Annotated in this window: 24 protein-coding genes; 4 read left to right on the plus strand and 20 right to left on the minus strand. The window is 70.3% G+C overall.

Features of this window, described 5'->3' with window-relative positions; translation table 11 throughout:
• Window positions 1–156: 156 nt before the first annotated feature.
• The 15 genes from AW270_RS17045 to AW270_RS17115 form a co-directional block, all read right to left on the minus strand.
• Complete coding sequence (locus tag AW270_RS17045) at window positions 157–1236, minus strand: sensor histidine kinase (RefSeq protein WP_061295333.1); 1080 nt, start codon at window positions 1234–1236, stop codon at window positions 157–159.
• Between the two features lie 108 nt (window positions 1237–1344).
• The gene (locus tag AW270_RS17050; RefSeq protein ID WP_061295334.1) at window positions 1345–2136 is read right to left on the minus strand and encodes a TrmH family RNA methyltransferase; all 792 of its coding nucleotides are present in this window, start codon (window positions 2134–2136) and stop codon (window positions 1345–1347) included.
• 68 nt (window positions 2137–2204) lie between these two features.
• Window positions 2205–2585: a 50S ribosomal protein L20 gene (rplT, locus tag AW270_RS17055; protein ID WP_061295335.1), complete on the minus strand. Its 381-nt coding sequence runs from the start codon at window positions 2583–2585 to the stop codon at window positions 2205–2207.
• A gap of 24 nt (window positions 2586–2609) precedes the next feature.
• Window positions 2610–2804 carry a 50S ribosomal protein L35 gene (gene rpmI, locus AW270_RS17060; protein WP_061295336.1) on the minus strand — a complete coding sequence of 65 codons (195 nt, stop codon included), beginning with the start codon at window positions 2802–2804 and terminating at the stop codon, window positions 2610–2612.
• A gap of 123 nt (window positions 2805–2927) precedes the next feature.
• On the minus strand, window positions 2928–3527 hold the full coding sequence (gene infC, locus AW270_RS17065) for a translation initiation factor IF-3 (protein WP_082801616.1): 600 nt from the start codon (window positions 3525–3527) through the stop codon (window positions 2928–2930).
• 198 nt (window positions 3528–3725) lie between these two features.
• The gene (locus AW270_RS17070) at window positions 3726–4517 is read right to left on the minus strand and encodes a shikimate dehydrogenase (protein ID WP_061295338.1); all 792 of its coding nucleotides are present in this window, start codon (window positions 4515–4517) and stop codon (window positions 3726–3728) included.
• 4 nt (window positions 4518–4521) lie between these two features.
• The gene (gene mltG, locus AW270_RS17075; RefSeq protein ID WP_245674737.1) at window positions 4522–5532 is read right to left on the minus strand and encodes an endolytic transglycosylase MltG; all 1011 of its coding nucleotides are present in this window, start codon (window positions 5530–5532) and stop codon (window positions 4522–4524) included.
• 251 nt (window positions 5533–5783) lie between these two features.
• Complete coding sequence (mltG, locus tag AW270_RS17080; protein ID WP_061295340.1) at window positions 5784–6875, minus strand: endolytic transglycosylase MltG; 1092 nt, start codon at window positions 6873–6875, stop codon at window positions 5784–5786.
• On the minus strand, window positions 6872–7360 hold the full coding sequence (gene ruvX / locus AW270_RS17085; RefSeq protein ID WP_061295341.1) for a Holliday junction resolvase RuvX: 489 nt from the start codon (window positions 7358–7360) through the stop codon (window positions 6872–6874). The genes mltG (AW270_RS17080) and ruvX overlap by 4 nt, the downstream gene beginning before the upstream one ends.
• A gap of 4 nt (window positions 7361–7364) precedes the next feature.
• Complete coding sequence (alaS, locus tag AW270_RS17090) at window positions 7365–10031, minus strand: alanine--tRNA ligase (RefSeq protein ID WP_061295342.1); 2667 nt, start codon at window positions 10029–10031, stop codon at window positions 7365–7367.
• 1 nt (window position 10032) lies between these two features.
• Window positions 10033–10269, minus strand: coding sequence for a hypothetical protein (locus tag AW270_RS17095; RefSeq protein ID WP_061295343.1), 237 nt, complete (start codon window positions 10267–10269; stop codon window positions 10033–10035).
• Window positions 10266–10652 carry a DUF948 domain-containing protein gene (locus tag AW270_RS17100; RefSeq protein ID WP_061295344.1) on the minus strand — a complete coding sequence of 129 codons (387 nt, stop codon included), beginning with the start codon at window positions 10650–10652 and terminating at the stop codon, window positions 10266–10268. The genes AW270_RS17095 and AW270_RS17100 overlap by 4 nt, the downstream gene beginning before the upstream one ends.
• Before the next feature lie 44 nt (window positions 10653–10696).
• The gene (locus AW270_RS17105) at window positions 10697–11944 is read right to left on the minus strand and encodes a replication-associated recombination protein A (RefSeq protein WP_082801650.1); all 1248 of its coding nucleotides are present in this window, start codon (window positions 11942–11944) and stop codon (window positions 10697–10699) included.
• Between the two features lie 66 nt (window positions 11945–12010).
• Complete coding sequence (locus tag AW270_RS17110; RefSeq protein WP_061295346.1) at window positions 12011–12463, minus strand: DUF2231 domain-containing protein; 453 nt, start codon at window positions 12461–12463, stop codon at window positions 12011–12013.
• 34 nt (window positions 12464–12497) lie between these two features.
• A complete protein-coding gene (locus AW270_RS17115; RefSeq protein ID WP_061296126.1) occupies window positions 12498–15614 on the minus strand; it encodes a S41 family peptidase in 3117 nt (1038 codons plus the stop codon).
• 143 nt (window positions 15615–15757) lie between these two features.
• Between AW270_RS17115 and AW270_RS17120 the strand changes: the two genes are divergently transcribed.
• Together AW270_RS17120 and AW270_RS17125 are read left to right on the plus strand one after the other, a co-directional pair.
• Window positions 15758–16627, plus strand: a complete 870-nt coding sequence (locus AW270_RS17120) for a peptidylprolyl isomerase (RefSeq protein ID WP_245674738.1) — start codon at window positions 15758–15760, stop codon at window positions 16625–16627.
• A 155-nt stretch (window positions 16628–16782) separates the two neighbouring features.
• Window positions 16783–17598 carry an SAM-dependent methyltransferase gene (locus AW270_RS17125; protein ID WP_061295348.1) on the plus strand — a complete coding sequence of 272 codons (816 nt, stop codon included), beginning with the start codon at window positions 16783–16785 and terminating at the stop codon, window positions 17596–17598.
• Window positions 17599–17642: 44 nt separating this feature from the next.
• On the opposite strand, the gene aspS is transcribed toward AW270_RS17125, so the two are convergent.
• From aspS to AW270_RS17140, 3 genes are read right to left on the minus strand one after another with little or no spacing between them, the layout of a single operon-like run.
• Window positions 17643–19370: an aspartate--tRNA ligase gene (gene aspS, locus AW270_RS17130; RefSeq protein ID WP_061295349.1), complete on the minus strand. Its 1728-nt coding sequence runs from the start codon at window positions 19368–19370 to the stop codon at window positions 17643–17645.
• Window positions 19367–20623 (minus strand): histidine--tRNA ligase, encoded by a 1257-nt coding sequence (hisS, locus tag AW270_RS17135; RefSeq protein ID WP_061295350.1) that lies wholly within the window; start codon window positions 20621–20623, stop codon window positions 19367–19369. The genes aspS and hisS overlap by 4 nt, the downstream gene beginning before the upstream one ends.
• Window positions 20623–21294: an MBL fold metallo-hydrolase gene (locus AW270_RS17140; protein WP_061295351.1), complete on the minus strand. Its 672-nt coding sequence runs from the start codon at window positions 21292–21294 to the stop codon at window positions 20623–20625. Before AW270_RS17140 ends, hisS begins: the two co-directional genes overlap by 1 nt.
• A 146-nt stretch (window positions 21295–21440) precedes the next feature.
• Between AW270_RS17140 and AW270_RS17145 the strand changes: the two genes are divergently transcribed.
• Together AW270_RS17145 and AW270_RS17150 are read left to right on the plus strand one after the other, a co-directional pair.
• Complete coding sequence (locus AW270_RS17145; protein ID WP_061295352.1) at window positions 21441–22280, plus strand: peptidylprolyl isomerase; 840 nt, start codon at window positions 21441–21443, stop codon at window positions 22278–22280.
• 42 nt (window positions 22281–22322) lie between these two features.
• The gene (locus AW270_RS17150; protein ID WP_245674739.1) at window positions 22323–23561 is read left to right on the plus strand and encodes a DUF349 domain-containing protein; all 1239 of its coding nucleotides are present in this window, start codon (window positions 22323–22325) and stop codon (window positions 23559–23561) included.
• A 33-nt stretch (window positions 23562–23594) separates the two neighbouring features.
• Here AW270_RS17150 and AW270_RS17155 read toward each other — a convergent pair whose 3' ends face one another.
• Complete coding sequence (locus AW270_RS17155) at window positions 23595–25784, minus strand: RelA/SpoT family protein (RefSeq protein ID WP_157522214.1); 2190 nt, start codon at window positions 25782–25784, stop codon at window positions 23595–23597.
• Between the two features lie 184 nt (window positions 25785–25968).
• A complete protein-coding gene (locus AW270_RS17160; protein ID WP_061295354.1) occupies window positions 25969–26475 on the minus strand; it encodes an adenine phosphoribosyltransferase in 507 nt (168 codons plus the stop codon).
• Between the last annotated feature and the right edge of the window lie 103 nt (window positions 26476–26578).

Consider the following 26578-nt stretch of genomic DNA (forward strand, 5'->3'; position numbering starts at 1 on the left):
GTCGCTGCGCTCCCGGCGCTCCTTCTCGGACACCGGCGCGCTTGGCCGGAGGTCTGGCCACATATCCACGACTGGCCGCAGAAAAGGCCCAGCTTGGGCGTATACGACTTCACAGAGGTGACCGTCGGTGGCAGGCGCCCACCGGGTGGCCTCGCGTCAAGCGAAGTCAGGTTGCCCGGTGGGCACGATAAATCGGAACTCGGCGCCGCCGCCGGGGGCGCGTTCGACGGTGATGGTGCCGCCGTGGGCCTCCACGAGGCCCTTGACGATGAAGAGGCCGAGGCCGGTGCCGCCGCGGCGGCGGTCGTTGCCGCGCCAGAACTGGCGGAAGACGCGCGAGGCCAGCTCGGGTGCGACACCCTCGCCCTGGTCGCGCACGGACACGGCAACTCCCCATTCCACGGGTTCTACGACGATTGTGACCTTCCCACCGCCGTGTCGCACCGCGTTTTCGACCAGGTTGCCAAGGATTTGGTCCATCTTGTCCTGGTCGAGCCAGGTCTCCGGCAGTTCGTCCGTCACGGTCAGCGAGAACCGGTCTTCGGGTTCACCGGCTGCGACCCGCCCGGCGATGATGCGGCGCACCCGGGCCGGGATGTCGACCACCTGCCGGCGGATCTCCAGCCGGCCCGACTCGATCCGCGAGACGTCGAGCAGCTCGGTGATCAGCCGGGTCACCCGGTCGGCGTCGGAGTTGACCGTCTGGAGCATGACGAGCTTCTGGGCGTCGTTGAACCGGTCCCACTTGGCGAGCAGCGTGGCGGTGAAGCCCTTCACGCTGGTCAGCGGCGAGCGGAGCTCGTGGGCGACGGTCGACACGAGGTCGGCCCGGCTGCGCTCCAGGCGGCGGCGGGACCCGGCGTCGCGCAGGGTGATGACCACCCGGATGACCTTCCCGGCCCGCGCGGGCACCCGCATGAACGCGGCCGTCACCAGCAGGTCGCGCCCGTCGAGCTGCACGGGGAGCTCGACCTGGCGCGAGCGGATGGACAGCCCGCCCCCCGGGTCGAGCCACTTCCACCAGTCGCGCCCCTCGGTGTCGCGCAGGGGCAGCACATCGCCGACGTGTCGCCCGGCCGAGGTCTTGCGGTGCAGGCCGGTGAGCCGTTCGGCCGCCTTGTTGACGGCCATCACGACGCCGTCGCCGTCGACCACGACGACGCCGTCGGGAAGGGCGTCGATGGCGATCACACTCGACGGGTCGGCGACCCGTCCATGGGTGTTCTCGCCGCGCAAAGGACCCCTCCAGCCGTGCTCCGCGAGCCGTCTCCGCCGACAATAGCGGGTTTCCGGAGCCCTTCGGCAGCCCGTCACCGCCCGGGTACGCACCTATTACACGGAATGTCAGGTCTGCCGGAGAACCCGCGCGCTGGCGTACAGACACACGGCGGCGGCGGTGGCGAGGTTCAGGCTCTCGGCGCGGCCGTAGATCGGCACCCGGACGACCTCGTCGGCCAGGGCCAGCACCTCGGGCGGCAGGCCCCACGCCTCGTTGCCGAACACCCAGGCCGTGGGGGCCGACAGGTCGACCTCGTCGAGGGTCGCCGTGCCGGTGCCGTCGGCGGCCAGGATCCGCAGGCCGCGGTCCTTCAGCTCGGCCACCGCCTTGTCGACCGCCAGCCCGGTCACGACGGGCAGGTGGAAGAGGCTGCCCGCGCTGGCCCGTACACACTTGCCGTTGTAGGGGTCGACGGACGCGTCGGTGAACACCACCGCGTCGGCTCCGGCGGCGTCGGCCGTGCGCAGCACGGTGCCGGCGTTGCCGGGGTCGCGGACGTGCGCCAGCACCGCCACCAGCCGGGTCTCCTCCACGGTCGAGAGGGGCACGTGGACGAACCTGCACACCGCCATCAGGCCCTGCGGGGTGACCGTCTGGGCGAGCTCGGCCATCACCTCGCCGCTGGCCCGGTGGACCGGCACCCCCGCCTGGAAGGCCGCGCCGACGATGTCGGCGTGACGGGCCTCGGCCTCGGCGGTGACGAAGAGCTCCACCGTCACGTCGGGGAGCGCCAGCGCCTCGCGCACCGCCTGGGGACCCTCGGCGAGGAACGCCCGGTCGCGGTCGCGGAAGGCCCGCTTGGTCAGCCTCCGCGCGGCCTTGACCCGCGGTGACTTGGTGTTGGTCAGCTCGGTCACATGGCCCTCCGGGATAGAAAAGAAGGGCCCACCAGGACGGTGAGCCCTTCCAGAAAGCAACAGATCGCTTAGGCGACCGGAGCGTTCACGTCGGACGGGAGCGCCTTCTTGGCGGCCTCGACCAGCGTGGCGAAGGTCTGCGACTCGTTGACCGCGAGGTCGGCGAGGATCTTGCGGTCGACCTCGATGCCGGCCAGGCGCAGGCCCTGGATGAGCCGGTTGTAGGTCATGCCGTTCTGGCGGGCAGCGGCGTTGATCCGCTGGATCCACAGGCGGCGGAACGCGCCCTTCTTGTCCTTGCGGTGCGCGTACGCATAGGTCATCGAGTGGAGCATCTGCTCCTTGGCCTTGCGGTACAGCCGCGACCGCTGACCCCGGTAACCACTCGCCCGCTCAAGGACGACCCGGCGCTTCTTCTTGGCGTTGAGCGCCCTCTTCACGCGTGCCATGTTGTTCTGTCTCCCCGGGGGTCGTTACTTAGCGAGCAGCTTCTTGATCTTCTTGGTGTCCGCGGCGGACATCACCACGTCACCCTCAAGCCTGCGCGTGCGGGTGGACGGCTTGTGCTCGAAAAGGTGCTTGCGGTTGGCCCGGCGACGGATGATCTTGCCGGAGCCGGTGACCCGGAAGCGCTTCTTCGCACCACTGTGCGTCTTCATCTTCGGCATCTCAGCCGTCTCTCCCTCGTTGTTCCAAGCCGATCTCCCGGCCCCGCAGGGGGCCGGGTCCCGGCGTTCCTGACTCGCAAGAGCCGCGAAGGGCTCCCAGTCACTGCGTCCGCGAAGCGGCTTTTATTCCTGCTCGACGGCGACGGGATCGCTCGCCAGGTCGTCGTCGCGCCCGGCACGGGCCGCCGCCTTCTCGGCTTTGGCCTCGGCCTTCTTCTTGTGCGGGCCGATCACCATGATCATGTTTCGGCCGTCCTGCTTGGGCTGAGACTCCACGAAGCCCAGCTCGGTGACATCCTCAGCGAGCCGCTGCAGGAGCCGGAAGCCCAGTTCGGGACGCGACTGCTCACGTCCGCGGAACATGATCGTGACCTTGACCTTGTCCCCCGCCTTGAGGAAGCGCACGACGTGACCCTTCTTGGTCTCGTAGTCGTGCGGGTCGATCTTCGGCCGGAGCTTGATCTCCTTGATGATCGTGTGTGCCTGGTTGCGGCGGGCCTCGCGCGCCTTCATGGCCGACTCGTACTTGAACTTGCCGTAGTCCATGAGCTTGCAGACGGGCGGGCGTGCCGTGGCCGCGACCTCAACGAGATCGAGGTCGGACTCCTGGGCGAGCTTCAGTGCATCGTGGATGGAGACGATGCCGACCTGCTCGCCGTTCGGGCCGACGAGGCGGACCTCGGGGACACGAATACGATCGTTGATGCGGGGCTCGGTGCTGATGGGACCTCCAAGGGACCTTCGCCTGTCTGCTCGACCGTGCCGGAAACACGAATAAGCCCCGGCACGTCACGCATGCGGGGCCACTGAGTCCGAGAACTCTACTGTGATCCTTGAACCCGTCTGCCTCTCGGCTGATCAGGTGGGAGGAAGACCTCCGCTTGCGCGTCCGGCACATGCCGGACCGATCGATTCACCACCTTACCATACGGCCGACCGCATGGCCTCCACGGGAGCGGGCGCCCGCCCGGTCATCAGCTCGACCTGCCGCACCGCCTGGTGCAGCAGCATCGACAGCCCCGCGACGACCGTCCCGCCCTTCTCCCGCACGGCCTGCGCCAGCACCGTCGGCCAGGGCGAGTAGACCACGTCGAACAGGGCCCGCGCCCGCGCCGCCTCGGCCGCGAAGGAGTCGGCCGCCCCGGCGGGCAGGGTCGACACCAGCAGGTCGACGCCGGCGTCGAACGACTCGAACGGCTGGGTCTCGACCGACATCCCGAGCCGTTCGGCCACCTCCAGGGTCTCCCCGGCGCGGCGCGGATCGCGTACGACCAGAGCCGCCTCACGGAGCCCGAGCTCGCGCAGGGCGGCCAGCGCGGAGGCGGCGGTGGCGCCGCCCCCGAGGACGGTCGCGCTGGCGGGGGCCGGGACCCCCGCCTCGGCCAGCGCCGCGACGATGCCGTGGACGTCGGTGTTCTCGCCGTGCCTGGCCCCGTCGCGGAAGATCACCGTGTTGGCCGCGCCGACCTCGACCGCCAGCGGCGCGACCGTGTCGAGCAGCGGGAACACCACCCGCTTGAGCGGCATCGTCAGCGAGAGCCCGGCCCATTCGGGCCCGCAGCCGCCGACGAAGGCGGCCAGCTCCTCCTCCCGGCACTCGATGGCGTCGTAGGACCAGGTGGTCAGGCCCAGCTCCGCGTAGGCCGCCCGGTGAAGCAGGGGCGACAGCGAGTGACGGACCGGGAAGCCGAGGACGGCTGCTCTCGTGTTCACGGGATCAATTCTGGGTGGCGTGGAACTTGTCGCGCAGGCGGACGAACTCGGCCTCGCTGGCGGTGAACTCGGTGACCTTGTTCTTGGGATCGGTGGTCACGAAGAACAGCCAGTCGCCCTTGGCGGGCTTGAGCGCGGCCTCGATGGCGTGGTCGCCGGGGTTGGCGATCGGGCCGGGCGGCAGGCCGTCGACCTTGTAGGTGTTGTACGGCGACTTGCTCTCGGTCTCCTCGAAGGTGGCGGCGATGCCGTACTTGCCGAGGCCGTACATCGTGGTGGAGTCCATCTGGAGCTTCATCGGCGGGTTGAGCGCCATGCGGTTGTAGATGACCCGGGCCACCTTGCCCATGTCGTCGGGGGTGCCCGACTCGGCCTGCACGATGCTCGCGATGGTCATGATCTCCATCGGGGTGTAGCCGAGCCGCTTGGCCTCGGCGGCCAGGTCGTACTTCTCGGCGGCCTCGTTGAAGCGGTCGGTCATCTTGGTGAGGATCTCGCCGGCGGTGATGTTCGGCGGCAGCTCGTAGGTCGCCGGGAACAGGAAGCCCTCGACCTTGCCTCTGGCGTAGGACGGCAGGCCGATGTCGCCCTTGGCGGCGTCGGAGAACTCCTTGGCCGGGATGCCGGTCGCCTCGGCGAGGGTGTCGTAGACACGGGTGGCGCGGTAGCCCTCGGGGATGGTCAGGCTGTCGCGCAGGCGCTTGTCGGGGTCGAGCAGGGTCACCGCCGCGGCGGCCGACATCTGCTTCCTCATCGCGTAGTGGCCGGGCTGGAGCGAGCCGCCCTTGCCGGCCGCGTCGACGGCCTGGACGAAGGCGCGGGCGCTGGCCACGACGTCCTGCTTCTCCAGCTCGTTGGCGACGTCGCCGGCCGAGGCCCCCTCCTCGATCACGATGGTCACCTCGCCGCTGCCCTGGCCGGTGTAGTCGTCGGCCGTCACGGCGTCACTGAGCCACCGGTAACCCAGGTAGCCACCACCGCCGAGGATGCCGACGATGATGACAATCGCGATCACGGACGCGGCCGCACCCTTGCGCCGGGTGCGCCGTCTGCGGCGCCGGCTGCGGGTCTGCTGCCCGCGCGAACGTCGCGACGGCCCGCCCTCGTCGGGTGCGCCAAGCAAAGAGTCCATGTCGAGGTCGTTCATAGTGCGCTGGCCAATCTCTCGGTAGGACTGGCCTCGCGTCAAGCGATGCGCCAAACCGAGGGGGGATCAAGCTTCGGTATGGATCGGCCCGGTGCGCGGACCGTCAGTCGTCAGTCGGCCTAGTTCGTCCCGAGGTACCTGTTCAGCTCTTCCCGATATTTCACGAACTCGCCTTCGTTGTCAGTGAATTTGGTGATTCTACGGCCTGGATCGGTAGTGACAAACCAGTACCAATCACCCTTCGCTGGGTTCAGCGCGGCGAGAAGTGCCTGTTCACCGGGGTTGCCGATCGGTCCTGGGGGCAGACCGTCGATCCGGTAGGTGTTGTACGGCGAGCGCACCTGCGTGTCCTTCTCGGACACGTTCAGGGTCCTGCGGTTCTGCGCGTAGAGCACAGTGGTGTCCATCTCCAGGCGCCCGCCCTTTTTGAGGCGGTTGTAGATCACTCTAGCGATCTTGGGATAGTCGTCGTCACGACCGCCCTCGGCCTGGACGATGCTGGCGGTGGTGACCACCTGGAGCGGGTCCATGCCCTCGGCCGAGTCGAGCCCCAGGCGGTCGGCGACCCGCCCGAACTGGGCGGTCATGTCGCGCAGCAGGCTCCTGGCGGTGCTCGACGGCTCGACCTCGTAGGTCGCCGGGAACAGGAACCCCTCCGCCGACTTGGCGTACGGCGGCAGCCCCAGCGTCTCCGGCTGCGCCGCGGCCTTCTCGAACTCGGCGACCGGGAACCCCGAGGCGGCCGAGAGGCGGACGTACACCTCCTTGGCCCGCAGCCCTTCGGGGATGGTCACCCGCCGGGACACCCGCGAGTCGCGGTCGAGCAGCCGGTCGAGGGCGGCCGAGGCGGCCATGCCCTTGGCCAGCTTGTAGTCGCCCGGCCGGAGGCTGCCCGATTTGGCGCGGTCCTCCACCACCCGGACGAACGATCCGGCGCTGGCCACCACCCCCGCCCTGGCGAGGGTCTCGGCGACCTGGGCCGCGCTGTCGCCGGAGCTGATCCGGACCACGACCGCGCCCGTGCCCGGCCCCTCGAAGTCGTCGGGCCCGAGGAAGGGCCGGACCAGGGTGAACAGGCCGACGATCCCGGCGGTCGCGACGGCCGCCAGCCCGGCGTGGACGATCTTCCTGGTCCGTTCGCGCCGCGCGTCGTGGTCGACGGGTTCGGCCTCGTCGGCGAGCAGGAAGGTGTCCCACTCCTGCGGGCTCACCGTCCGGTCCCGGTGCTCGTTTCTCCACCGGATGGTGGGTCGAGGGGATGACCTGGTGGTTTGCCCGACGCGCGCTCGCCGTCGAGAGCGGCCTGGAGCAGCACGACGGCCGCCGCCTGGTCGATGACGTCACGCTGGTTCTTGGCCTTGCGGCCGCTCTGGCGCAGGTTGGCCTGCGCGGTCACGGTGGTCAGGCGCTCGTCGTAGAGGCGGACCGGGACGGGGGCGATCCGGGCGGCCAGCGCCGCCGCGAACTCGCGGGCGGCGCCGGCGGCGTGGGACTCCCGGCCGGACAGCGAGGTCGGCAGTCCGACGACGACTTCGAGGACTTCGTGTTCGGTGACGAGCTCGGCGAGCCGGTCGAGGTCGCCCCGCCCCCGCCTCACCGTCTCGACCGGCGTGGCCAGCAGCCCCGAAGGGTCGCTGCGGGCCACGCCGATGCGGACCGACCCGACGTCGACGCCGAGTCGTGTGCCGAATCTCATATGGTCACAGGCTGGAAGAGATCGCCTCGACGACCGCACGCAACGCGTCGTCGACAGCGCCCGCGTTCGTCCCGCCGCCCTGCGCGACATCGTCTTTGCCGCCACCGCCACCCCCAAGTGCCTTGGCGGCAACACCGACCAGACGGCCCGCCTTCAGCCCTCGGTCGCGCCCCGCCTCGTTGACAGCGGCGACCACGACGGGACGGTCCGAGGGGACACCGGCGACGACGACCACCGCGGCGCGATCACCGGGGAACCGGCCGCGCACATCGAGAGCGAGTTTACGCAGGTCATCTGGGGTGGTTCCAGCAGGCGCGCGGTGCGTTACGACGGAAACGCCCTGGATGTCCGAGGCCCCGGAGGCGAGCTCCCCGGCCACCGCGAGCACCTGCGCGGAGCGCAGTTTCTCCAGTTCCTTCTCGGCGTTGCGCAGCCGGGTGACGATGCCGTCGACGCGCTCGGGCAGCTCCTCGGGCCGCGCCTTGAGCGCCCCGCTGAGCTGGGAGACCAGCACGCTCTCCCGCGCCAGGTGGCGGAACGCGTCGAGACCGACCAGCGCCTCCACGCGGCGCACGCCCGCGCCGATCGACGACTCGCCGAGTACCTTGATCAGGCCGAGCTGGCCCGAACTGGCGACGTGGGTGCCGCCGCAGAGCTCACGCGAGTAGTCGCCGACCTCGACGATGCGGACGACGTCGCCGTACTTCTCGCCGAACAGCGCCAGCGCGCCCATCTTGCGCGCCTCGGACTGGGAGGTGTGCACGACGTTGACCTTGAGGTCGTCGATCAGGGTCGCGTTGACCTCGTCTTCGACGTCGCGCAGCACGCTGACGGGCACCGCGCCGGCCGAGGTGAAGTCGAACCGGAAGCGGCCGGGCGAGTTCTCCGAACCGGCCTGCGCGGCGGTCTCGCCGAGCGCGTTGCGGAAGCCGCGGTGGACCAGGTGGGTCGCGGTGTGGCTGCGCGAGATCGAGCGGCGGCGGTCGACGTCGATCGCCGCGTGGGCGGCGTCGCCGACCTTGACCTCGCCCGAGGTGACCTTGCCGCGGTGGACGACCAGGCCCGCGATCGGCGACTGCACGTCGACGACCTCGATCTCGCCGTTCTCGCTCCGGATCACGCCCTGGTCGGCGAGCTGGCCGCCGCCCTCGGCGTAGAACGGGGTGCGCAGCAGCACGACCTCGACGGTGGTGCCCGCGCCCGCGACCGGGACCGTGGCGCCGTCGACGAGGATGCCGGCGATCTCGGTGTCGGTGGTCAGGTGGTCGTAGCCGAGGAACTCGACCTTGCCCGCCTTCTCCAGGATCTGGCCGAACACCGAAATGTCGGCGTTGCCGGTCTTCTTGAGCTTGGAGTCGGCCTTCGCGCGGTCGCGCTGCTCGCCCATGAGGCGGCGGAAGCCCTCTTCGTCGACCTTCAGGCCCTGCTCGGCCGCCATCTCCAGGGTGAGGTCGATCGGGAAGCCGTAGGTGTCGTGGAGCTGGAAGGCCTTGTCGCCCGACAGCACGCTCGTGTGGCTCTTCCTGCTCTCGGCCACCGCCGTGTCGAAGATCGTCGTGCCGGTGCGGAGGGTGCCCAGGAACGAGGTCTCCTCGGCGTCGATCACGCCGTGGATCTGCGCCGCGTCGGCGATCAGGTCGGTGTATTGCTGGCCCATCACGCCGATCGTGGTGGCGGTGAGCTCGTGCATGTAGCGCTCCTCGCCCGAGCCCAGCAGGCGCAGGTTGCGGATCGCCCGGCGGAGCATGCGGCGCAGCACGTAGCCCCGGCCCTCGTTGGAGGGCAGCACGCCGTCGCCGACGAGCATGACGCCCGCACGCAGGTGGTCGGCGATGACGCGCAGCGACACATCGTTGCGGCCGTCGGCGCCGTAGCGGGTGCCGGTCAGCTCGGCCGCGCGGCTGAGGATCTTGAACGTGGTGTCGATCTCGTAGATGTTGTCGACGCCCTGGAGGATCGCCGCCATGCGCTCCAGGCCCATGCCGGTGTCGACGCTCTTGGCGGGCAGCTCGCCCACGACGTCGAAATCGATCTTGGTGCGGACCGCGCCGAGCGTGTACTGCATGAAGACGTTGTTCCACACCTCGAGATAGCGCGTCTCGTCGGCGATGGGGCCGCCCTCACGGCCGTATTCCGGGCCCCGGTCGAAGTAGATCTCCGAGCAGGGGCCGCCGGGCCCGGGAACGCCCATGTGCCAGTAGTTGTCGGCCAGGTCGCGGCGCTGGATGCGCTCGGCGGGGACGCCGGCGCGCTTCCAGATCTCGATCGCCTCGTCGTCGTCGAGGTAGACCGTCACCCACATCTTCTCTTCGGGGAAACCGAACCCGCCCTTGTCGACCGGGTTGGTGAGCAGCTCCCACGCGAACGGGATCGCCTGCTCCTTGAAGTAGTCGCCGAAGGAGAAGTTGCCGAGCATCTGGAAGAAGCTGGCGTGCCGCGTGGTCTTGCCGACCTCGTCGATGTCGAGGGTTCTGATGACCTTCTGCGCGCTGGCGGCCCTCTTGTAGGGCGGCTTCTGCTGCCCGAGGAAGTAGGGCTTGAACGGGACCATGCCCGCGTTGACCAGCAGCAGCGTCGGGTCCTCTGCGACCAGGCTGGCCGAGGGCACGACGGTGTGCCCGCGCTCTTCGAAGAAGCGCAGGAAGCGGCGGACGATCTCTGCCGACTCCATTTCAGCGGCCATCCTTTACGTCGTTGTTCGTTGGTCTGTGTCCGACTGTTCCGAGCCCGTGGCGGGCCCGCAACTCGTTTTCCCTGGTCGCCGCGCCGGCCCGGACGTCACCGGCGAAGTCACGCAGGTGGCTGGCCGTGCGCCGGGCGACGTGCTCGGGTTTCAGCGCCTCCAGCTTGCGCATCACCCAGACCGCCAGGGAGGCGCCCAGGGTCATGTAGAAGAGGCGGCGTATCACGGCCGGCGCTCCACGGCACGACGGCCGCCGCGGCCGCCGCGCCGCGACAGGGCGCCGCGGATGCCGTGGGCGATCGAGGAGATCTTGATGATCGGCCCCGTCACCACCGTCGAGGCCAGCCCGGTGATCTTCGCGACGTCGTCGCTGACCTCCTTCACGTTGGAGGCGATGGCCTCCACCGCGACGAGCTGGCGGTTGGTCTCGCTGACCGTGTAGCTGACCTCGTTGAGCAGAGGCACGACCTTGTCGCCGAGCTCGTTGACGACCTTGGTGGTGGCGGTCAGCAGCCGGGCCACCTTGATCAGCACGTAGGCCAGGAAGCAGACCAGGATCGCCCAGAACATGGCGACGATCAGGCCGGCGACCTCTCCAGCGGTGAGCATGGGCAGACCTCCTTGGCGGGCCCCTGCGACGAATGGCAGAAACCCTATCGCGGATCGCCGCGCAGAAAGGCGCGCAGCCTGGCCCACCGCTCGGCCACCGGCGCCTCCGCGCCGTGGGTGGTCGGCTGGTAGTAGCGCCGGTCGCGCAGTTCCTCGGGCACGTAGTCCTGGCGCACCACGCCGTGGTCGAAGTCGTGGGGATAGCGGTAGGCCTCCCCGTGTCCCAGCTTCTTCGCGCCCGGGTAGTGGGCGTCGCGCAGATGGGCCGGGACCTGCCCGATGTTCCCGGCCCGCACGTCGGCCGAGGCCGCCCCGATGGCCGCCACGACCGCGTTGGACTTGGGGGCCAGGGCGCAGTGGATCACTGCCTGGGCCAGGTTGATGCGGCCCTCGGGCATGCCGATGAAGTCGACCGCCTGGGCGGCGGCCACGGCCACCTGGAGGGCGGTCGGGTCGGCCATGCCGACGTCCTCGGAGGCGAAGATGACGATCCGGCGGGCGATGAAGCGCGGGTCCTCCCCCGCCTCGACCATGCGGGCCAGGTAGTGGAGGGCGGCGTCGGCGTCGGAGCCGCGCATGCTCTTGATGAACGCGCTGATCACGTCGTAGTGCTGGTCGCCCTGCCGGTCGTAGCGGACGGCGGCCTTGTCGACGGCCTTCTCGACCACCTCGACGGTGATGTCGTCGGCCAGCAGGGCGGCGGCCTCCAGGTAGGTCAGGGAGCGCCGGGCGTCTCCCCCGGCCAGCCGGACGAGCTGCTCCCTGGCCTCGGGCCGCAGGACGGCCGCGCCGTTGAGGCCGCGCTCGTCGGTCACCGCGCGGTCGAGGACGGCCGCGACGTCGTCGTCGGTGAGCGACTCCAGGGTCAGCAGCAGCGAGCGGGACAGCAGCGGCGAGATGACCGAGAAGAACGGGTTCTCGGTGGTGGCGCCGATGAAGGTGACCCAGCGGTTCTCCACGGCGGGCAGCAGCGCGTCCTGCTGGGCCTTGTTGAAGCGGTGGACCTCGTCGACGAACAGGACGGTCTGCCGCCCGGTCATGCCCAGCTCGCGGCGGGCGTTCTCGATGGCCGTACGGACGTCCTTGACCCCGGCCGAGACGGCCGAGACCTCGACGAACCTGCGCTTGGTCACGTTGGAGACGACGTAGGCCAGCGTGGTCTTGCCGGTGCCGGGCGGCCCCCACAGGAACAGCGACATGGGGGCCTCGCTCTCGACCAGCCGCCGCAGCGGGGTGCCCGAGCCGAGCAGGTGGCGCTGCCCGATCACCTCGTCGAGGGTGCGCGGGCGCATCCGGACGGCGAGCGGCTCCGGCGTGTTGTCCCGGGCGGCCGAATCGAACAGGCTCTCCACAAACCCCTAGCCTAGGCCCCACACGGCGGTGGCGCCGGTGTGCCCGGCGCGCACGACGTAGAACGTGACCGCGACCGCGCCGACGACGGCCAGCACCGAGAGCACACCGGCGAGGACCTTGTTCTGCGACCGGTTGACCGCCCAGACCAGCGCGAGCCCGACGATCGCGAGCGCCAGCGAGGTCAGCAGCAGCGGGTTCGCGAACGACTCGTGCTCGGCGATCGGCGGAGGGGTCTGCCCGGCGTAACGGGACTCCTTCAGCGCCTCGCCGCTCTCCTTGGCGACGAAGACGCTGACCGGGGAGGCCAGGGCGAGCAGGACCAGCGCCCAGTCGAGCCTCGGCCGGAACCGGGGCAGCACGGCGTACGCGACCGCCACGGCGGCCAGCAGCGGGGTGAAGACCACGGCGGCGTGCACCACCAGCGGGTGGAAGGGGAGGCCGAAGACCGAATCGAACATGAGCGAAGGTTTCCAGACATATCTGAGAACGGGATTAAATCCTGGGGGCCCGTCCCCGGAACGGCCGCGTGGCCGGGTCGGGCGGCAGGCTCGCCTGACGCCCCTCCAGGGCGCGCAGCGCGTGCCGGACCCCGGCGTCGAGCTGCGGGTCGGCCCCCCGCGCCCAGTCGGCCGGGGTGATCAGCACCTCCTCGTCGGGGGTCGCGCCCCGGTTCTCCAGCTCCCAGCCGTAGTTCTCGATCCAGTAGGCGTAGCCGGGCACCCACATGTGGGTGCCGTCGCCCAGCCGGTGGGCGGCGGCGATGCCGATCACGCCGCCCCACGTGCGGGTGCCGATGACCGGGCCGAGCCCGAGGGCCTGCACGGCGGCGGTGATGACGTCGCCGTCAGAGCAGGTCTCCTCGTCGCAGAGCACCACGACCGGGCCGCGCGGGGCGTCCATCGGATAGCTCATCGGCTCCTGGCGGCGGGACAGGTCCCAGCCGACGATGCGCCGCGACAGCTTCTCGATCACGAGCTGGGAGGTGTTGCCGCCCCGGTTGCCGCGCACGTCCACGATCACGGCGTCCTTGGCCAGCTCGTGGGACAGGTCGCGGTGGAGCTGGGCCCAGCCCGAGGGGCCCATGTCGGGCACGTGCAGGTAGCCCATCCGGCCGCCGGTCAGGCGGCGGACCCGGCGGCGGCGGTCGGTCACCCACGCGTGGTACCGCAGCGAGCGGTCGTCGGCCAGCGGGACCACAGCCGCCCGGAAGACCTTCGCGCCCGACTCCACGGTCAGCTCGACGGGGTGGCCGAAGGCGCCCGACAGCAGCGGCGCGGGGCCGGTCACCGGGTCGACCGGGGTGCCGTCGACGGCCAGGATCGCGTCGCCGGCGCGTACCCCCGAGCCCTGGAGCGGCGAGCGGGCCGCCGGGTCGGACAGCTCCGAGGGGAAGATCCGCCGCACCCGCCACAGCCCCTCGGAGTCGGGGGCGAGGTCGGCCCCGAGCAGCCCGGTGAGCCGCCGCCAGTGGTGGCGGGCCGCCCGCACGTAGGCGTGCGAGGCGCCCAGCTCCCCCACCACCTCCCGGATCAGGTCGGCGAAGTCGTCCGCGCCGCCGATGCGGTCGAGCCAGGGCCGGTACGTCTCCAGCACCGCCGCCCAGTCCACCCCGGCCATGTCGGCGACCCAGAAGTAGTCGCGCATGATCCGCCCGGCCTCGGAGTAGGCCTGCCGCCAGCGCCGGTCGGGGTCGGCCCGGACCCTGACCCGGTCGAGGTCGACGGCCACGCCGTCGCCGTTCTTGCCGGTCGCCGAGATCACCCGCATGTCGGAGCCGTCGCGCAGCGCGATCCGCGAGCCGTCGCCGCTGACCGAGTAGAGCCGCACCTCCGAGGCCAGCTCCTCGGTCTTGCGCTTGTCGAGGTCGAACCGTTCGAGGACGGTCGTCCCGTCGGCGTTGCGCCGCAGCCAGGTGAGGCCGCCCTTGACCGGCCGCAGGCCGTAGTAGCGGGCCTCGGGGACCGGCAGCGGCACGATCCGCCCGTCGAGCCCGGCCAGGTCGACGACCACCGCGCCGTCGCCGGCCTCTCCCCCGTCGGCGGCCTTGCCCTCGACCGAGGGCGCGAAGGGCGAGGGCGCCCCGGCGGCCAGCGGCAGCAGGTAGGGGCGGGTGCCGTGGGTGATCACCAGGTCGAATGAGTGGGAGTCGTGGACCATCTCGAAGCCGCGCCGCGACAGGAACACCAGGTTGCGGCCGTCGCCGGTGAAGGCGGGCGAGCTGTCGGTGAACCGGCCGTCGGTGACGTGCACGATCTCGGCGTCCTCCAGCCTGGCCAGGCGGATGGACGCGCCCCGCGCCATCGGGTGGCACCAGACCAGCCAGCGCGACCGGGGGTCGAAGCCGAGGCCGCTGACGTGGCCGTGTTCGGTGCGGGTGAGCTCGGTGACCTCGCCGGTCTCCGGGTCGACCAGCAGCAGGCGTCCGTCGTGGGAGGCGACCGCGATCACCGAGCCGTCGGGGGCGGCCTCCATCGCCTCGACCCGGCCCAGCTCGCCGGCCGCGATCGTGCGGGTGACCGCGCCGGGGACGCCGAGCTCGATGGCGTCCTCGCCGGGCGCGTCGGTCACCCAGGCGGCCGGGCCGTTGACCCGTTTGCCCAGGTCGTCGTCGTCGGCGTCGTCGGCGCGCTCCATCCTGCCCAGCACGATCGGCAGGCGGGCGCGGCCCCGGGCCGACAGGGCGCGGCTGGGGCCGTCCTCGTGGGTGACCCAGTGGACGGTCCCGGCGACCTCGACGAGGCTGGCCCGGCCGGTGGTGTCGCAGGCCAGGTCGTCGGGCCTGGATCCGGCCCAGTAGTGCTGGCGGCCCCGGCCGGCCCCGCCCAGGCGGACCTCCAGGGGTTCGGGCTCGGCGTCCAGGCCGGGCAGCAGCCAGAGGCCGCCGGCGTGGGCGTACACGACGCGGGCGCCGTCGGTGGCGGCCTGGCGGGCGTAGAAGTCCTCGTGGTGGGTGTGGCGGCGGAGGTCGCTCCCGTCGTGGGCGACCGAGTAGAGGTTGCCGGTCCCCTCGTGGTCGGACAGGAAGGCGATCCGGCCGCCGACCAGCATCGGGGAGGCGAGCTGTCCCTCGTGACCGGCGAGCAGGCGGCGGCCGTCGAGCCACAGGCGGCCCATGCCGCCGCCCCGGTAGCGCTTCCAGTGGGCGGGGTCGTGGCTGGCCGAGCCGGTCAGCAGCAGGGTGTGACCGTCGCGCAGGTCGAGGGCGCCCACCGGCCCGTAGGGCAGCCGCTCTCCCGGCCCGCCGTCGAGCGGGACCGTGCGGGCCCAGGTCCAGTGGCCGAAGGGCTGGTCGTGGGAGCTGCCGGCCACGACGGTCCGGGCGTCGAGCCAGCCGTGCACCCGCGTGTGGTGGTCGGCCCAGTGGGTCAGCCGCTCGATCTGGCCGCCCTCGACCCCCGCGACGTGCACCTCGGCCGGGATGAGGCCGCTCGCCCAGGCGACCCGCGCGCCGTCGGGCGACAGGCGCGGATGGGCCGCGCCGACCTGTTCGACCGTGAGACGCCAGGCCCGCCCGCCGTCGAGCGGAGCGATCCAGACGTCGTCCTCGGCGACGAACGTCAGCAGCTCTCGATGGATGTGAGGAAAGCGGAGGTATGACCCACTAGGCACCTCCACAATGCTAATCCCAGCCCTGGTGAAGGCAAGATCGTTACCTGTGTGGCCCCTGGGACTGGGCTTACGCGAAGCAAACACGATCACGGATAGAGTGACGCGAAACTTCAGCAATGGACGAATAAATGGAAGGCAACGCGGTGACCGACACGAATCGGCAGAAACCCCTGGCCCTGGGCCAGGCCCGTCGCGTCCGATTGGGGGTCGGCGCAGTGGTCCTCGCGCTCGTCGCGTTGACGGGCTGCACGGACAGCGGGGCCGAGGGCAACGCGGCGGCGCAGGGCGAGGAGACCGGCCCCGCCACCCCCGCGCCGTCGATCACGTCGATCCCCTCGACGCTGCCGGACCAGCCGACGGCGCCCCCCACGCCGGTGGACCCGAAGAACGTCAAGTGCGAGTACCGCAAGGACGACTCCGGCGCTCCGGCGAAGTTCGTGGGCATGCCCCCGGCCAAGCCGATGAAGGCGGCGCTGGCCGCCAAGAACATGACGATCAAGACCAACCAGGGCGACATCGTCATCGAGCTGGTCCCCGAGTCGACGCCGTGCACGGTCAACTCGTTCTACTTCCTGGCGAAGAAGAACTACTTCGACAACACCCTGTGCCACCGGCTCACCACGGCCGAGAGCAACGGCCTGGACCTGCTCCAGTGCGGTGACCCGCAGGCCAAGGGCGACGGCAAGAACAAGACCGACGGCACCGGCGGCCCCGGCTACCTGTTCCCCGACGAGAACCTCGGCCCGGCCTACTCGCGCGGCGTGGTCTTCATGGCCCAGGGCGGCGACGCGGCCAACTCCAACGGCAGCCAGTTCGCCATCTCCTACAGCGACGAGGCGGCCCAGCTCCCGGCGGCGTACACGCCGTTCGGAGTGGTCGTCAAGGGCCTCGACGTGGTCGACAAGATCGCCAAGGAGGGCGTCATCAAGAACGAGGACGACATCCTGTCCGAGGACGGCGGCTCGAACGCGCCCAAGCTGCGGGTCGAGATCAAGGACGTCGTGCTCAAGTAGCACCTCAGCACCGGAGGGCGGATCCACGCGGATCCGCCCTTCGGCGTTTCTGGAGCCATGAATCCCAACAGACCCTCTAGAATCTCGCGAAAGGCGATCCTTTATGCGAATTTAGGACGCGCGCGACAGTTCCCCCCTGACCGGAGGCGACCACGTTGTCCGAGCACGAGCCGGCACCGTCGTGGGTCATCGACCCGCACAAGCCCAGCGTCGCCCGGATGTACGACTACTACCTCGGCGGCAAGGACAACTTCGCGGCCGACCGGGAAGCCGCCGACGAGATCCTCGCGCGCATGCCGTACGTCCGCGACTTCACCCGGGAGAACCGCGCGTTCCTCTCCCGGGCCGTGCGGATGCTGGCCGCCCAGGGCATCCGGCAGTTCCTGGACATCGGCTCGGGCCTGCCGACCAGGGAGAACACCCACCAGGTCGCCCAGTCGGTCGCCTCCGACGCCCGGGTCGTCTACGTCGACAACGACCCCATCGTGCTGGCCCACGGGCGGGCGCTGCTGGCCAAGAACCGCAACACCGCCGTCGTCCAGGCCGACCTGCACGACCCCAAGGCGATCATCGACCACCCCGAGGTGCGGGAGCTCATCGACTTCTCCCAGCCGGTGGCGATCCTGTTACTGGCCATCCTGCACTTCGTGCCCGACGACGACGAGGCCGCGCGGATCGTGCGGGAGCTGCGGGGGCCGATGGTGCCGGGCAGCTACCTGGTCCTGTCGCACGGCCACATGGGCGAGGTCGACGACGATCTCCAGGAGGTCGTCTACAAGACGTACCGGCAGACCACCAGCGGGAACATCACGGCCCGCACCTCGACCCAGGTCGCGGCCTACTTCGAGGGCATGGAGCTGCTCGAACCAGGAATCGTCCAAGTGGGGGTCTGGCGGCCGGAGATCAAGGGTCTGGCCGACGCCGACCCCCGCAAGGCGGGCTTCTTCGGGGCAGTGGGGAAGCTTCGGTAAAGACGGAAAAGGGCCGGTCCTTACGGACCGGCCCTTTCGCTTTGCTAGGCCTTGGGCGTGGCGTCCACGCCCGCCTCCTTGCGCTGCGCCGGGGTGATCGGCGTCGGCGCGGCGGTCAGCGGGTCGAAGCCGGAGGCGGTCTTCGGGAAGGCGATCACGTCGCGGATCGACTCACCGCCCGCCAGCAGCATGCAGACCCGGTCCCAGCCGTAGGCGATGCCGCCGTGCGGCGGCGGGCCGTACTTGAACGCCTCCAGCAGGAAGCCGAACTTGCTCTCGGCCTCCTCCTTGGAGATGCCCAGCACGTCGAAGACCCGCTGCTGCATCTCGGCGCGGTGGATCCGGATCGAGCCGCCGCCGATCTCCATGCCGTTGCAGACCATGTCGTAGGCGTAGGCCAGGGCCTCGCCCGGGTGGTCCTGGAAGTTGTCGTTCCACTCGGGCTTGGGGCCGGTGAAGGGGTGGTGGACGGCCGTCCAGCCGCCCTCGCCGTCGTCCTCGAACATGGGCGCGTCGACCACCCACAGGAACGACCACTGCGACTCGTCGATCAGCTCCTTGCGGCGGCCGATCTCCAGCCGAGCCGCGCCGAGCAGCTCACGCGAGGCGTGCCGGGCCCCGGCGGCGAAGAAGATCGCGTCGCCGACCTCGGCGCCGGTCGCCTCACGCAGGCCCGCGATCTCGGTCTCGGACAGGTTCTTGGCCACCGGGCCGCCGAACCCGTCCTCCTGGACGAGCACGTAGGCGAGCCCGCGCGCGCCGCGCGACTTGGCCCAGTCCTGCCAGCCGTCGAGCTCCTTGCGGGTCTGCGAGGCCCCGCCCGGCATGACGACCGCGCCGACGTACTCGTTCTGGAAGACCCGGAACGTGGTGTCCTTGAAGAACTCGGTCAGGTCGACCAGCTCGCAGCCGAACCGCAGGTCGGGCTTGTCGGAGCCGAAACGGGCCATGGCGTCGGCATAGGTCATCCGGGGCAGCGGGGAGGGCAGCTCGTAGCCGATCGTCTCCTTCCACACCCGCCCGATGATCGCCTCGCCGAGCTCCATGACGTCGTCCTGGTCGACGAACGACATCTCGATGTCGATCTGGGTGAACTCGGGCTGCCGGTCGGCCCGCAGGTCCTCGTCGCGGAAGCACTTGGTGAGCTGGTAGTAGCGCTCCAGCCCGGCCACCATGAGGAGCTGCTTGAACAGCTGGGGCGACTGGGGCAGGGCGTACCAGTTGCCCGGCTGGAGCCGGACCGGCACCAGGAAGTCGCGGGCGCCCTCGGGGGTCGAACGGGTCAGGTTCGGCGTCTCGACGTAGACGAACCCGCGCTCGTTCATCACCTCGTTGACCAGGTAGGTCGCCTTCGACCGGATGCGCAGCGCGTCGCCGAGCTGCTGGCGGCGGATGTCGAGGTAGCGGTACTTGAGCCGGGCCTCCTCGGACACGCCGGAGGCGCCCTCGATCGGGAACGGCAGCGGGGCCGCCTCGCTCAGCACCTCGACCTGGGTGGCCACGACCTCGATCCCGCCGGTGGGCAGGTCGGGGTTCTCGTTGCCGTCGGGCCGCACCCGGACCTCTCCGACGACCTTCACGCAGTATTCGGAGCGCAGGCCGTGGGCGTCGTCCTCCTCGCGGAAGACGACCTGGGCGGAGCCGGAGGAGTCGCGCAGGTCGATGAAGACCACGCCGCCGTGGTCACGACGACGGGCGACCCATCCGGCCAGCGTCACCTGTTGGCCGGCGTGCTCGGGGCGCAACGTCCCGGCCTGGTGGGTGCGGATCACAAGAGTTTCCCTTTCAGGGTGTCGACGATCGAGGCGAGGGACACCTCGGTCTGTTCAGCGGTTTCCAGGTCCTTCAGCTGTACGGCCCCCGCCTCCAGGTCGCGCTCACCGAGGATGAGCGCGAACCTGGCCCCGGACTTCGACGCCGCCTTCATGGCGCCCTTCAGCCCCCGGGACCCGTAGGCCATGTCGGCCGACAGGCCCGCCCGGCGCAGCTCCGTGAGCAGCGCGAACGCCCGGCGACGGGCCTCCTCTCCCAGGGGCACCGCGAAGACGCCGACCGAGGAGACGGCCGCCGCGGCGACCTCCTCGGCCTCCATGGCCAGCACGGTGCGGTCGAGGCCGAGCCCGAAGCCGATGCCGGGCAGCGGCGGCCCGCCGATGGACTCGGAGAGCCCGTCGTAGCGGCCGCCCCCGCCGACCGCCGACTGCGCCCCCAGCAGCGGGTGGTCGAACTCGAAGGTGGTGCGGGTGTAGTAGTCGAGGCCGCGCACCAGGCGCGGGTTGTCGGTCCACGGGATCGACAGGTCGGCCAGGGCGGTGCGCACCTGGTCGTGGTGGGCCTTGCAGGAGGCGCACAGGTGGTCGGTGACCAGCGGCGCCCCTTCGAGCTGGGCCTTCACCTCGGGCCGCTTGTCGTCGAGGACGCGCAGCGGGTTGATCTCGACGCGGGCGCGGGTGGCCTCGTCGAGGTCGAGGGCGCGCAGGAAGTCCTGCAGCGCGGCGCGGTAGATCGGGCGGCACTCGGCGCAGCCGAGGGTGTTCAGCAGCAGCGTCAGCCGCTGGAGGCCCAGCTGCTGGTACCAGTCCCATGCGATGGCGATCGTCTCGGCGTCGACCAGCGGGTCGTCGCTGCCGATCGCCTCGAGGTCGACCTGGTAGAACTGCCGGTAGCGCCCGGCCTGGGGCCGCTCGTAGCGGAAGGCGGGGCCGACGGCCCAGACCTTCGCGGGCAGCTGGCCGTGGTGCAGCCCGTTCTCCAGCACCGACCGCAGCACGCCGGCGGTGAACTCGGGGCGCAGGGTGACCGAACGGCCGCCCCGGTCCTGGAAGGTGTACATCTCCTTGGTCACGACGTCGGTCGACTCGCCGACGCCGCGCGCGTAGAGCTGGGTGTCCTCGAACACCGGGAGTTCGAGGTAGCCGTAGCCCGCCTTGGTCACCGCGGCGGCGAAGGTGTCGATCGCCCGCCGGAAGGCCGCCGAGCGGGGCGGCGCGTATTCACTAACGCCCTTGGGCGCCTGGAAGCTCATTACAGTCCTCGGGTCGGGCCGGGCGCCGCGTCCTTCAAGAAGGGGTTCGAGGCGCGCTCGCGGCCGATGGTCGTCTGGGGTCCGTGACCGGGGAGAACCACCGTTTCGTCCGGCAGCGTCAACGTCTTGGAAAGGCTGCTCAGCATCGCGGTGTGGTCGCCGCCCGGCAGATCGGTGCGGCCGATGGAGTCTCTGAACAGCAGGTCGCCCGTGAACAGCACCTGTTCCCGGTCGAGCCTGAAGGTCACCGACCCGCCGGTATGGCCCGGCCGGTGGTCGACGACCAGTTCGAGACCGGCCAGCTCCAGGACGGCGCCGTCGGCGAGCTCGCGGACGTCGTCGGGCTCGCTGAACTCCAGCCCGCCGAACATCTGCTTGCTCATGGAGCCGAAGCCACGGCCCGGATCGCTCAGCAAAACCCGATCATCCGGATGAATCCAGGCAGGAATTTCACGAGCGCCGCAAACCGGACCGACCGACCAGATGTGGTCGATGTGCCCATGGGTCAGGACCACCGCGACCGGCTTCAGCCGGTGCTCGCGGATCAGCTCGTCGAGGCCCTCTTCAGCGTTCTGACCTGGGTCGACGACCACGCATTCCTCGCCCGCGGCCGGCGCGACGACGTAGCAGTTGGCCTGGAATGACCCGGCTGGGAACCCTGCGATCAACAACGGAGCGGCCTCGATGTCTCAAAGGAATGAGCGAGCGAATGTAACCGAAGGGTACCGGTGCGGGTCGGCGGGCTGCGAACCAATACCTGTGTGCCGATACGATTCGCCCACCTCAATAGTCATTCTTGGACAGTCGGGAGGACGAAGTGGTCACCGGGAAGGACCGGCAGAAGCAACTCGCGCGCGAACACCACGAGCGCCAGCAGGCCGCACGCCTCCAACGTGAACGCGCGGCGAAGCGCACCGCCGCCATCGGGACCACCGCCGGCGTCGTGGTCGTCGTCGCCGGCATCGTCGCCGCGGCGATCTTCCTCACGGGAGGGAACGACGACGATCCGGCCACGGCGGCGGCCTCGGCGTCGGCCAACCCGGCCGAGAGCGCCGCGGCGGCCCCCGCCCAGCCGCTGCCCTACGACAAGGGCACCGGCCGGTGCGACTACGTGAGCGACCCGGCGGGCGGGGCCAAGGACGTCGGCAAGCCCGACCCCAAGGTCGCCGCGGCTCCGGCGGTCATGAAGATCGACACCAACCTGGGCGTCATCCAGGCCGACCTCGACGGGGCCAAGGCCCCCTGCACGGTCGGCTCGTTCACCCACCTGGCGAGCAAGGGCTACTTCGACAACACGAAGTGCCACCGCCTCACCACCGAGGGCATCAAGGTCCTCCAGTGCGGCGACCCGACCGCCACCGGCAGCGGCGGCCCCGGCTACCGCTTCGTGGACGAGAACCTGGAGGGCGCCGCCTACAAGCGCGGTGTCCTGGCCATGGCCAACAGCGGCCCGAACACCAACGGCAGCCAGTTCTTCATCGTCTACGGCGATGAGACCGACACCCTGCCCGACTCGTACACGCCCTTCGGCACCATCACCAAGGGCCTGGACGTCGTCGACAAGGTGGCCAAGGCGGGCGTCGAGGGCGGCGGCGGCGACGGAGCGCCGAAGCAGGCCGTGGAAATCAAAGACGTGACAATTACCGGCAAGAGCTGACGTAATACAACCAAGGGCTAAACGCCCTGGAGGCTGATTCGAGTGCGGGAGGACACGGTGACCACCGACCCGTGGGGCCGGGTAGACGACGACGGCACCGTCTACGTGCGTACGGCTGAGGGAGAACGGGCCGTCGGGTCCTGGCAGGCCGGCGAACCGGAAGAGGCGCTGGCCTACTACCACCGCAAGTTCGACGAGCTCGCCGGTCAGGTGCAGCTCCTCGAGCAGCGGGTGAAGGGCACCGATCTGCCGCCCGCTCAGGCGGAGGCCGGCATCGTGAAGCTGCGCGAGGCGATCACGGGGGCGAACGCGGTCGGTGACCTCGACTCGCTCAACGACCGTCTCCAGGCCCTGACCGAGATCGTGGGCAAGCGCCGCGAAGAGGTGAAGGCGGCCCGCGAGGTCGCCCGCTCCCAGGCCAAGGACATCAAGGAGCGGATCGTCGGCGAGGCCGAGCGCATCGCCGAGGACGCCACCCACTGGAAGTCCGGCGGCGAGCGGCTGCGCCAGCTCGTCGAGGAGTGGAAGGCGGCCGAGCGGATCGACCGGGCGACCGAGGCGGCGCTGTGGAAGCGCCTGTCCACGGCCCGCACGGCCTTCGCCAAGCGCCGCAAGGCCTATTTCTCCTCGCTCGACGAGCAGCGCGACCAGGTGCGGTCCGAGAAGGAGCGCATCGTCGCCGAGGCCGAGCAGCTCTCGTCCTCGACCGAGTGGAACGCCACGGCCGCGGCCTACCGCGAGCTCATGCGCCGCTGGAAGGCGGCCGGCCGGGCCTCCCGCGAGTCCGAGGACGAGCTGTGGAACCGGTTCAAGGCGTCCCAGGACCAGTTCTTCCAGGCCAGGTCCGCGGTGTTCGCCGAGCGCGACGCGTCGTTCTCGGCCAACGCCGAGGCCAAGGAGCTGCTGCTCGTCGAGGCGGAGAAGATCCTCCCGGTGACCGACGTCCGCGCGGCGCGCGGGCAGCTCCGGGCCCTGGTCGAGCGGTGGGAAGCCGTCGGGCCGGTGCCGCGCGAGCAGCGTGACCGGCTCGAGGGCGGGCTGCGGAAGATCGACGACGCGGTCCGCAAGGCCGAGGAGACGGAGTGGAAGCGCTCCAACCCCGAGGCCCGCGCGCGTGCCCAGGACACGGTCAACCAGCTCCGCCGTTCGATCGAGCAGCTGGAGACCCGCCTGGCCAAGGCCCAGCCGGGCAGCAAGCAGGCCAAGGACGCCGAAGAGGGCATCGCGGCCCGCCGCTCCTGGCTCGAGGAGGCCGAGCGCACGCTCGCCGAGTTCTCGTGACACCCGGGCCGGCGGCGCCTGACCGGTTTCCGGTCAGGCGCCGCTGGTCACCCGGTAGACGTCGTAGACGCCCGGGATGTTGCGCACCGTCTTGAGCACGTGGCCCAGGTGCTTGGGGTCGCCCATCTCGAAGGTGAACTTGCTGACCGCCACCCGGTCGCGCGAGGTCGTCACCGACGCCGACAGGATGTTGACGTGGTGGTCCGACAGGGTCCGGGTCACGTCGGACAGCAGGCGGGGCCGGTCGAGCGCCTCGACCTGGATCGCCACCAGGAACACCGAGTCGTCGCCGGGCGACCAGGCCACCTCGACGAGCCGCTCGGTCTGCTCCTTGAGCGCCCCCACGTTGGCGCAGTCGACCCGGTGGACCGACACGCCGTGGCCCCGCGTCACGAAGCCGATGATCTCGTCACCCGGCACCGGCGTGCAGCAGCGCGACAGGCGCACCCACACGTCGGGGTCGCCCGCCACCATGACACCCGCGTTGGTGCCGGCCCTGGGAGTCCCCTTGAGCCGCGTGGGCACCGCCGCCTCGGCGATGTCCTCCTCGGCCCCTTCCACCCCTCCCAGCGCCTGTACGAGCTTCTGCACGACCGACTGGGCCGCGATGTGACCCTCGCCGACGGCCGCGTAGAGCGCCGACACGTCGGGGTAGTGGAGATCCCTGGCCAGGGCGAGCAGCGCCTCACCGGACATGAGCCGCTGGAGCGGCAGGCCCTGCTTGCGCATCGCCCGCCCGATGGCCTCCTTGCCGGCCTCGATCGCGGTCTCGCGGCGCTCCTTGGAGAACCACTGGCGGATCTTGTTGCGGGCCCGCCCCGACTTGACGAACTTCAGCCAGTCGCGCGAGGGCCCGGCGTCGGGCGACTTCGAGGTGAAGATCTCGACCGTGTCGCCGTTGCCCAGCCGCGACTCCAGCGGCACCAGCCGCCCGTTGACCCGGGCCCCGATGCAGCGGTGGCCGACCTCGGTGTGGACGGCGTAGGCGAAGTCGACCGGGGTGGCGCCGTCGGGCAGCGCGATGACCTGGCCGCGCGGGGTGAAGACGAACACCTCGGAGACCGACAGGTCGAAGCGGAGCGACTCCAGGAACTCGCCCGGGTCGGAGGTCTCCTTCTGCCAGTCGAGGAGCTGGCGCAGCCACGCCATGTCGTTGACGTCCTTGACCTTGCCGCCCGGGTTGGAGGCGACCATCTCCTCCTTGTACTTCCAGTGGGCGGCGACGCCGTATTCGGCGCGGTGGTGCATCGCGCGGGTGCGGATCTGCAGCTCGACCGGCTTGCCCTCGGGCCCGATGACCGTCGTGTGGAGCGACTGGTACATGTTGAACTTGGGCATCGCGATGTAGTCCTTGAACCGGCCGGGCACCGGGTTCCACCGTGCGTGGATCGTTCCGAGCGCGGCGTAGCAGTCGCGGACCGTGTCGACCAGGACGCGGATGCCCACCAGGTCGTAGATGTCGTCGAAGGCGACGCCCTTGGCGATCATCTTCTGGTAGATCGAGTAGTAGTGCTTCGGGCGGCCCTTCACGGTCGCCCGGATCTTCTGCTCCCGCAGGTCGGAGTGGACGTTCTCGATCACTTCCTGGAGGAACAGGTCGCGCCGGGGGGCCCGCTCGGAGACCATGCGGGCGATCTCGTCGTAGCGCTTGGGGAAGAGCATGGTGAACGCGAGGTCCTCCAGCTCCCACTTGATCGTGTTCATGCCCAGGCGGTGGGCCAGCGGCGCGAAGATCTCCAGCGTCTCGCGGGACTTCTGCTGCCGCTTGTGCTCGGGCATGTAGCGCATGGTGCGCATGTTGTGGAGCCGGTCGGCCAGCTTGATCACCAACACCCGGATGTCCCGGCTCATCGCCACGACCATCTTGCGGACCGTCTCGGCCTGCGCGGCGTCGCCGAACTTGACCTTGTCGAGCTTGGTCACCCCGTCGACCAGCAGGGCGATGTTGTCGCCGAAGTCGGCCCGCAGCTCGTCGAGCCCGTAGGCGGTGTCCTCCACGGTGTCGTGGAGGAGCGCCGCGCACAGGGTCTCGTCGTCGGTGCCGAGCTCGGCCAGGATCGTCGCCACGGCCAGCGGGTGGGTGATGTAGGGGTCGCCGCTCTTCCGCTTCTGGTCGCGGTGGTGGTAGGCCGCCGTCTCGTAGGCGCGCTCGATCAGCCGCAGGTCGGCTTTGGGGTGAGTGGCCCGCACCGTCTTGAAGAGGGGCTCGAGGACGGGGTTCATCGCACCCCACTGCCCGCCGAACCGGCCCAGCCTGCGCCGGACGGCCGGCCCCTTCTCCGGGGGCGCCGTCTCGCTGGGCGCGTCGGGAACCGGCACGCCGGGTGTCTCGGCGGGCGCGTTTCCGGGGGCCACATCACGGGGCACTCAGACTCCTCACATTCGAGTCCAGATCACTCAGTGTAGGTCAAACGGTAACCAAGGCTCTGACGTCGAGACCGGGCAGCCTCTCCCTACCGGGGAGGAAGGACAGCTCCATCAGGAACGTCACGGCCACCACGTCGGCGCCCGCGCGCCGCACCAGGTCGACCGCGGCGGCCGCGGTGCCGCCGGTGGCGAGGACGTCGTCGACCACCAGGACCCGCTCGCCCGGGGCGAACGCGTCGGTGTGGACCTCGATCGTCGCCGAGCCGTATTCCAGATCGTAGGACGCCTCAAGCGTTTCGGCGGGCAGTTTGCCCTTCTTGCGTACCGGCACAAATCCCGCGCCCCTCCTGAGGGCCACAGGGGCGGCCAGGATGAAACCCCTGGCCTCGATGCCGACCACCTTGTCGAAGGTGAACCCCTCGGCCAGGTCGTCGACGACCGCGGTGAACGCGGCCGGGTCGGCCAGCAGCGGGGTGATGTCCTTGAAAAGGATGCCAGGCTGCGGATAGTCGGGAATGTCCCTGATCAGCGAGATCCAGTCGGTCACCTGCCAACTTTAATGGCTACCCCAAGCGAGCCGGGGCGAGGCATACCCGCCCTGGAAAGCAAGCCGACGGGTCAAGACCCGTCTTAGATAAGCGAACGCCCCG

Origin of the sequence: Herbidospora cretacea (assembly GCF_001570605.1) — a bacterium.
In the GTDB taxonomy this organism is placed as follows: domain Bacteria; phylum Actinomycetota; class Actinomycetes; order Streptosporangiales; family Streptosporangiaceae; genus Herbidospora; species Herbidospora cretacea.

Coding starts and splice junctions, on each gene's coding strand:
- rplT (WP_061295335.1), bottom strand. CDS start 2,585: ATGGCACGCGTGAAGAGGGCGCTCAACGCCAAGAAGAAGCGCCGGGTC.
- rpmI (WP_061295336.1), bottom strand. CDS start 2,804: ATGCCGAAGATGAAGACGCACAGTGGTGCGAAGAAGCGCTTCCGGGTC.
- ruvX (WP_061295341.1), bottom strand. CDS start 7,360: ATGAGATTCGGCACACGACTCGGCGTCGACGTCGGGTCGGTCCGCATC.
- alaS (WP_061295342.1), bottom strand. CDS start 10,031: ATGGAGTCGGCAGAGATCGTCCGCCGCTTCCTGCGCTTCTTCGAAGAG.
- AW270_RS17100 (WP_061295344.1), bottom strand. CDS start 10,652: ATGCTCACCGCTGGAGAGGTCGCCGGCCTGATCGTCGCCATGTTCTGG.
- AW270_RS17105 (WP_082801650.1), bottom strand. CDS start 11,944: ATGCGCCCGCGCACCCTCGACGAGGTGATCGGGCAGCGCCACCTGCTC.
- AW270_RS17110 (WP_061295346.1), bottom strand. CDS start 12,463: ATGTTCGATTCGGTCTTCGGCCTCCCCTTCCACCCGCTGGTGGTGCAC.
- hisS (WP_061295350.1), bottom strand. CDS start 20,623: ATGAGCTTCCAGGCGCCCAAGGGCGTTAGTGAATACGCGCCGCCCCGC.
- AW270_RS17155 (WP_157522214.1), bottom strand. CDS start 25,784: ATGAACCCCGTCCTCGAGCCCCTCTTCAAGACGGTGCGGGCCACTCAC.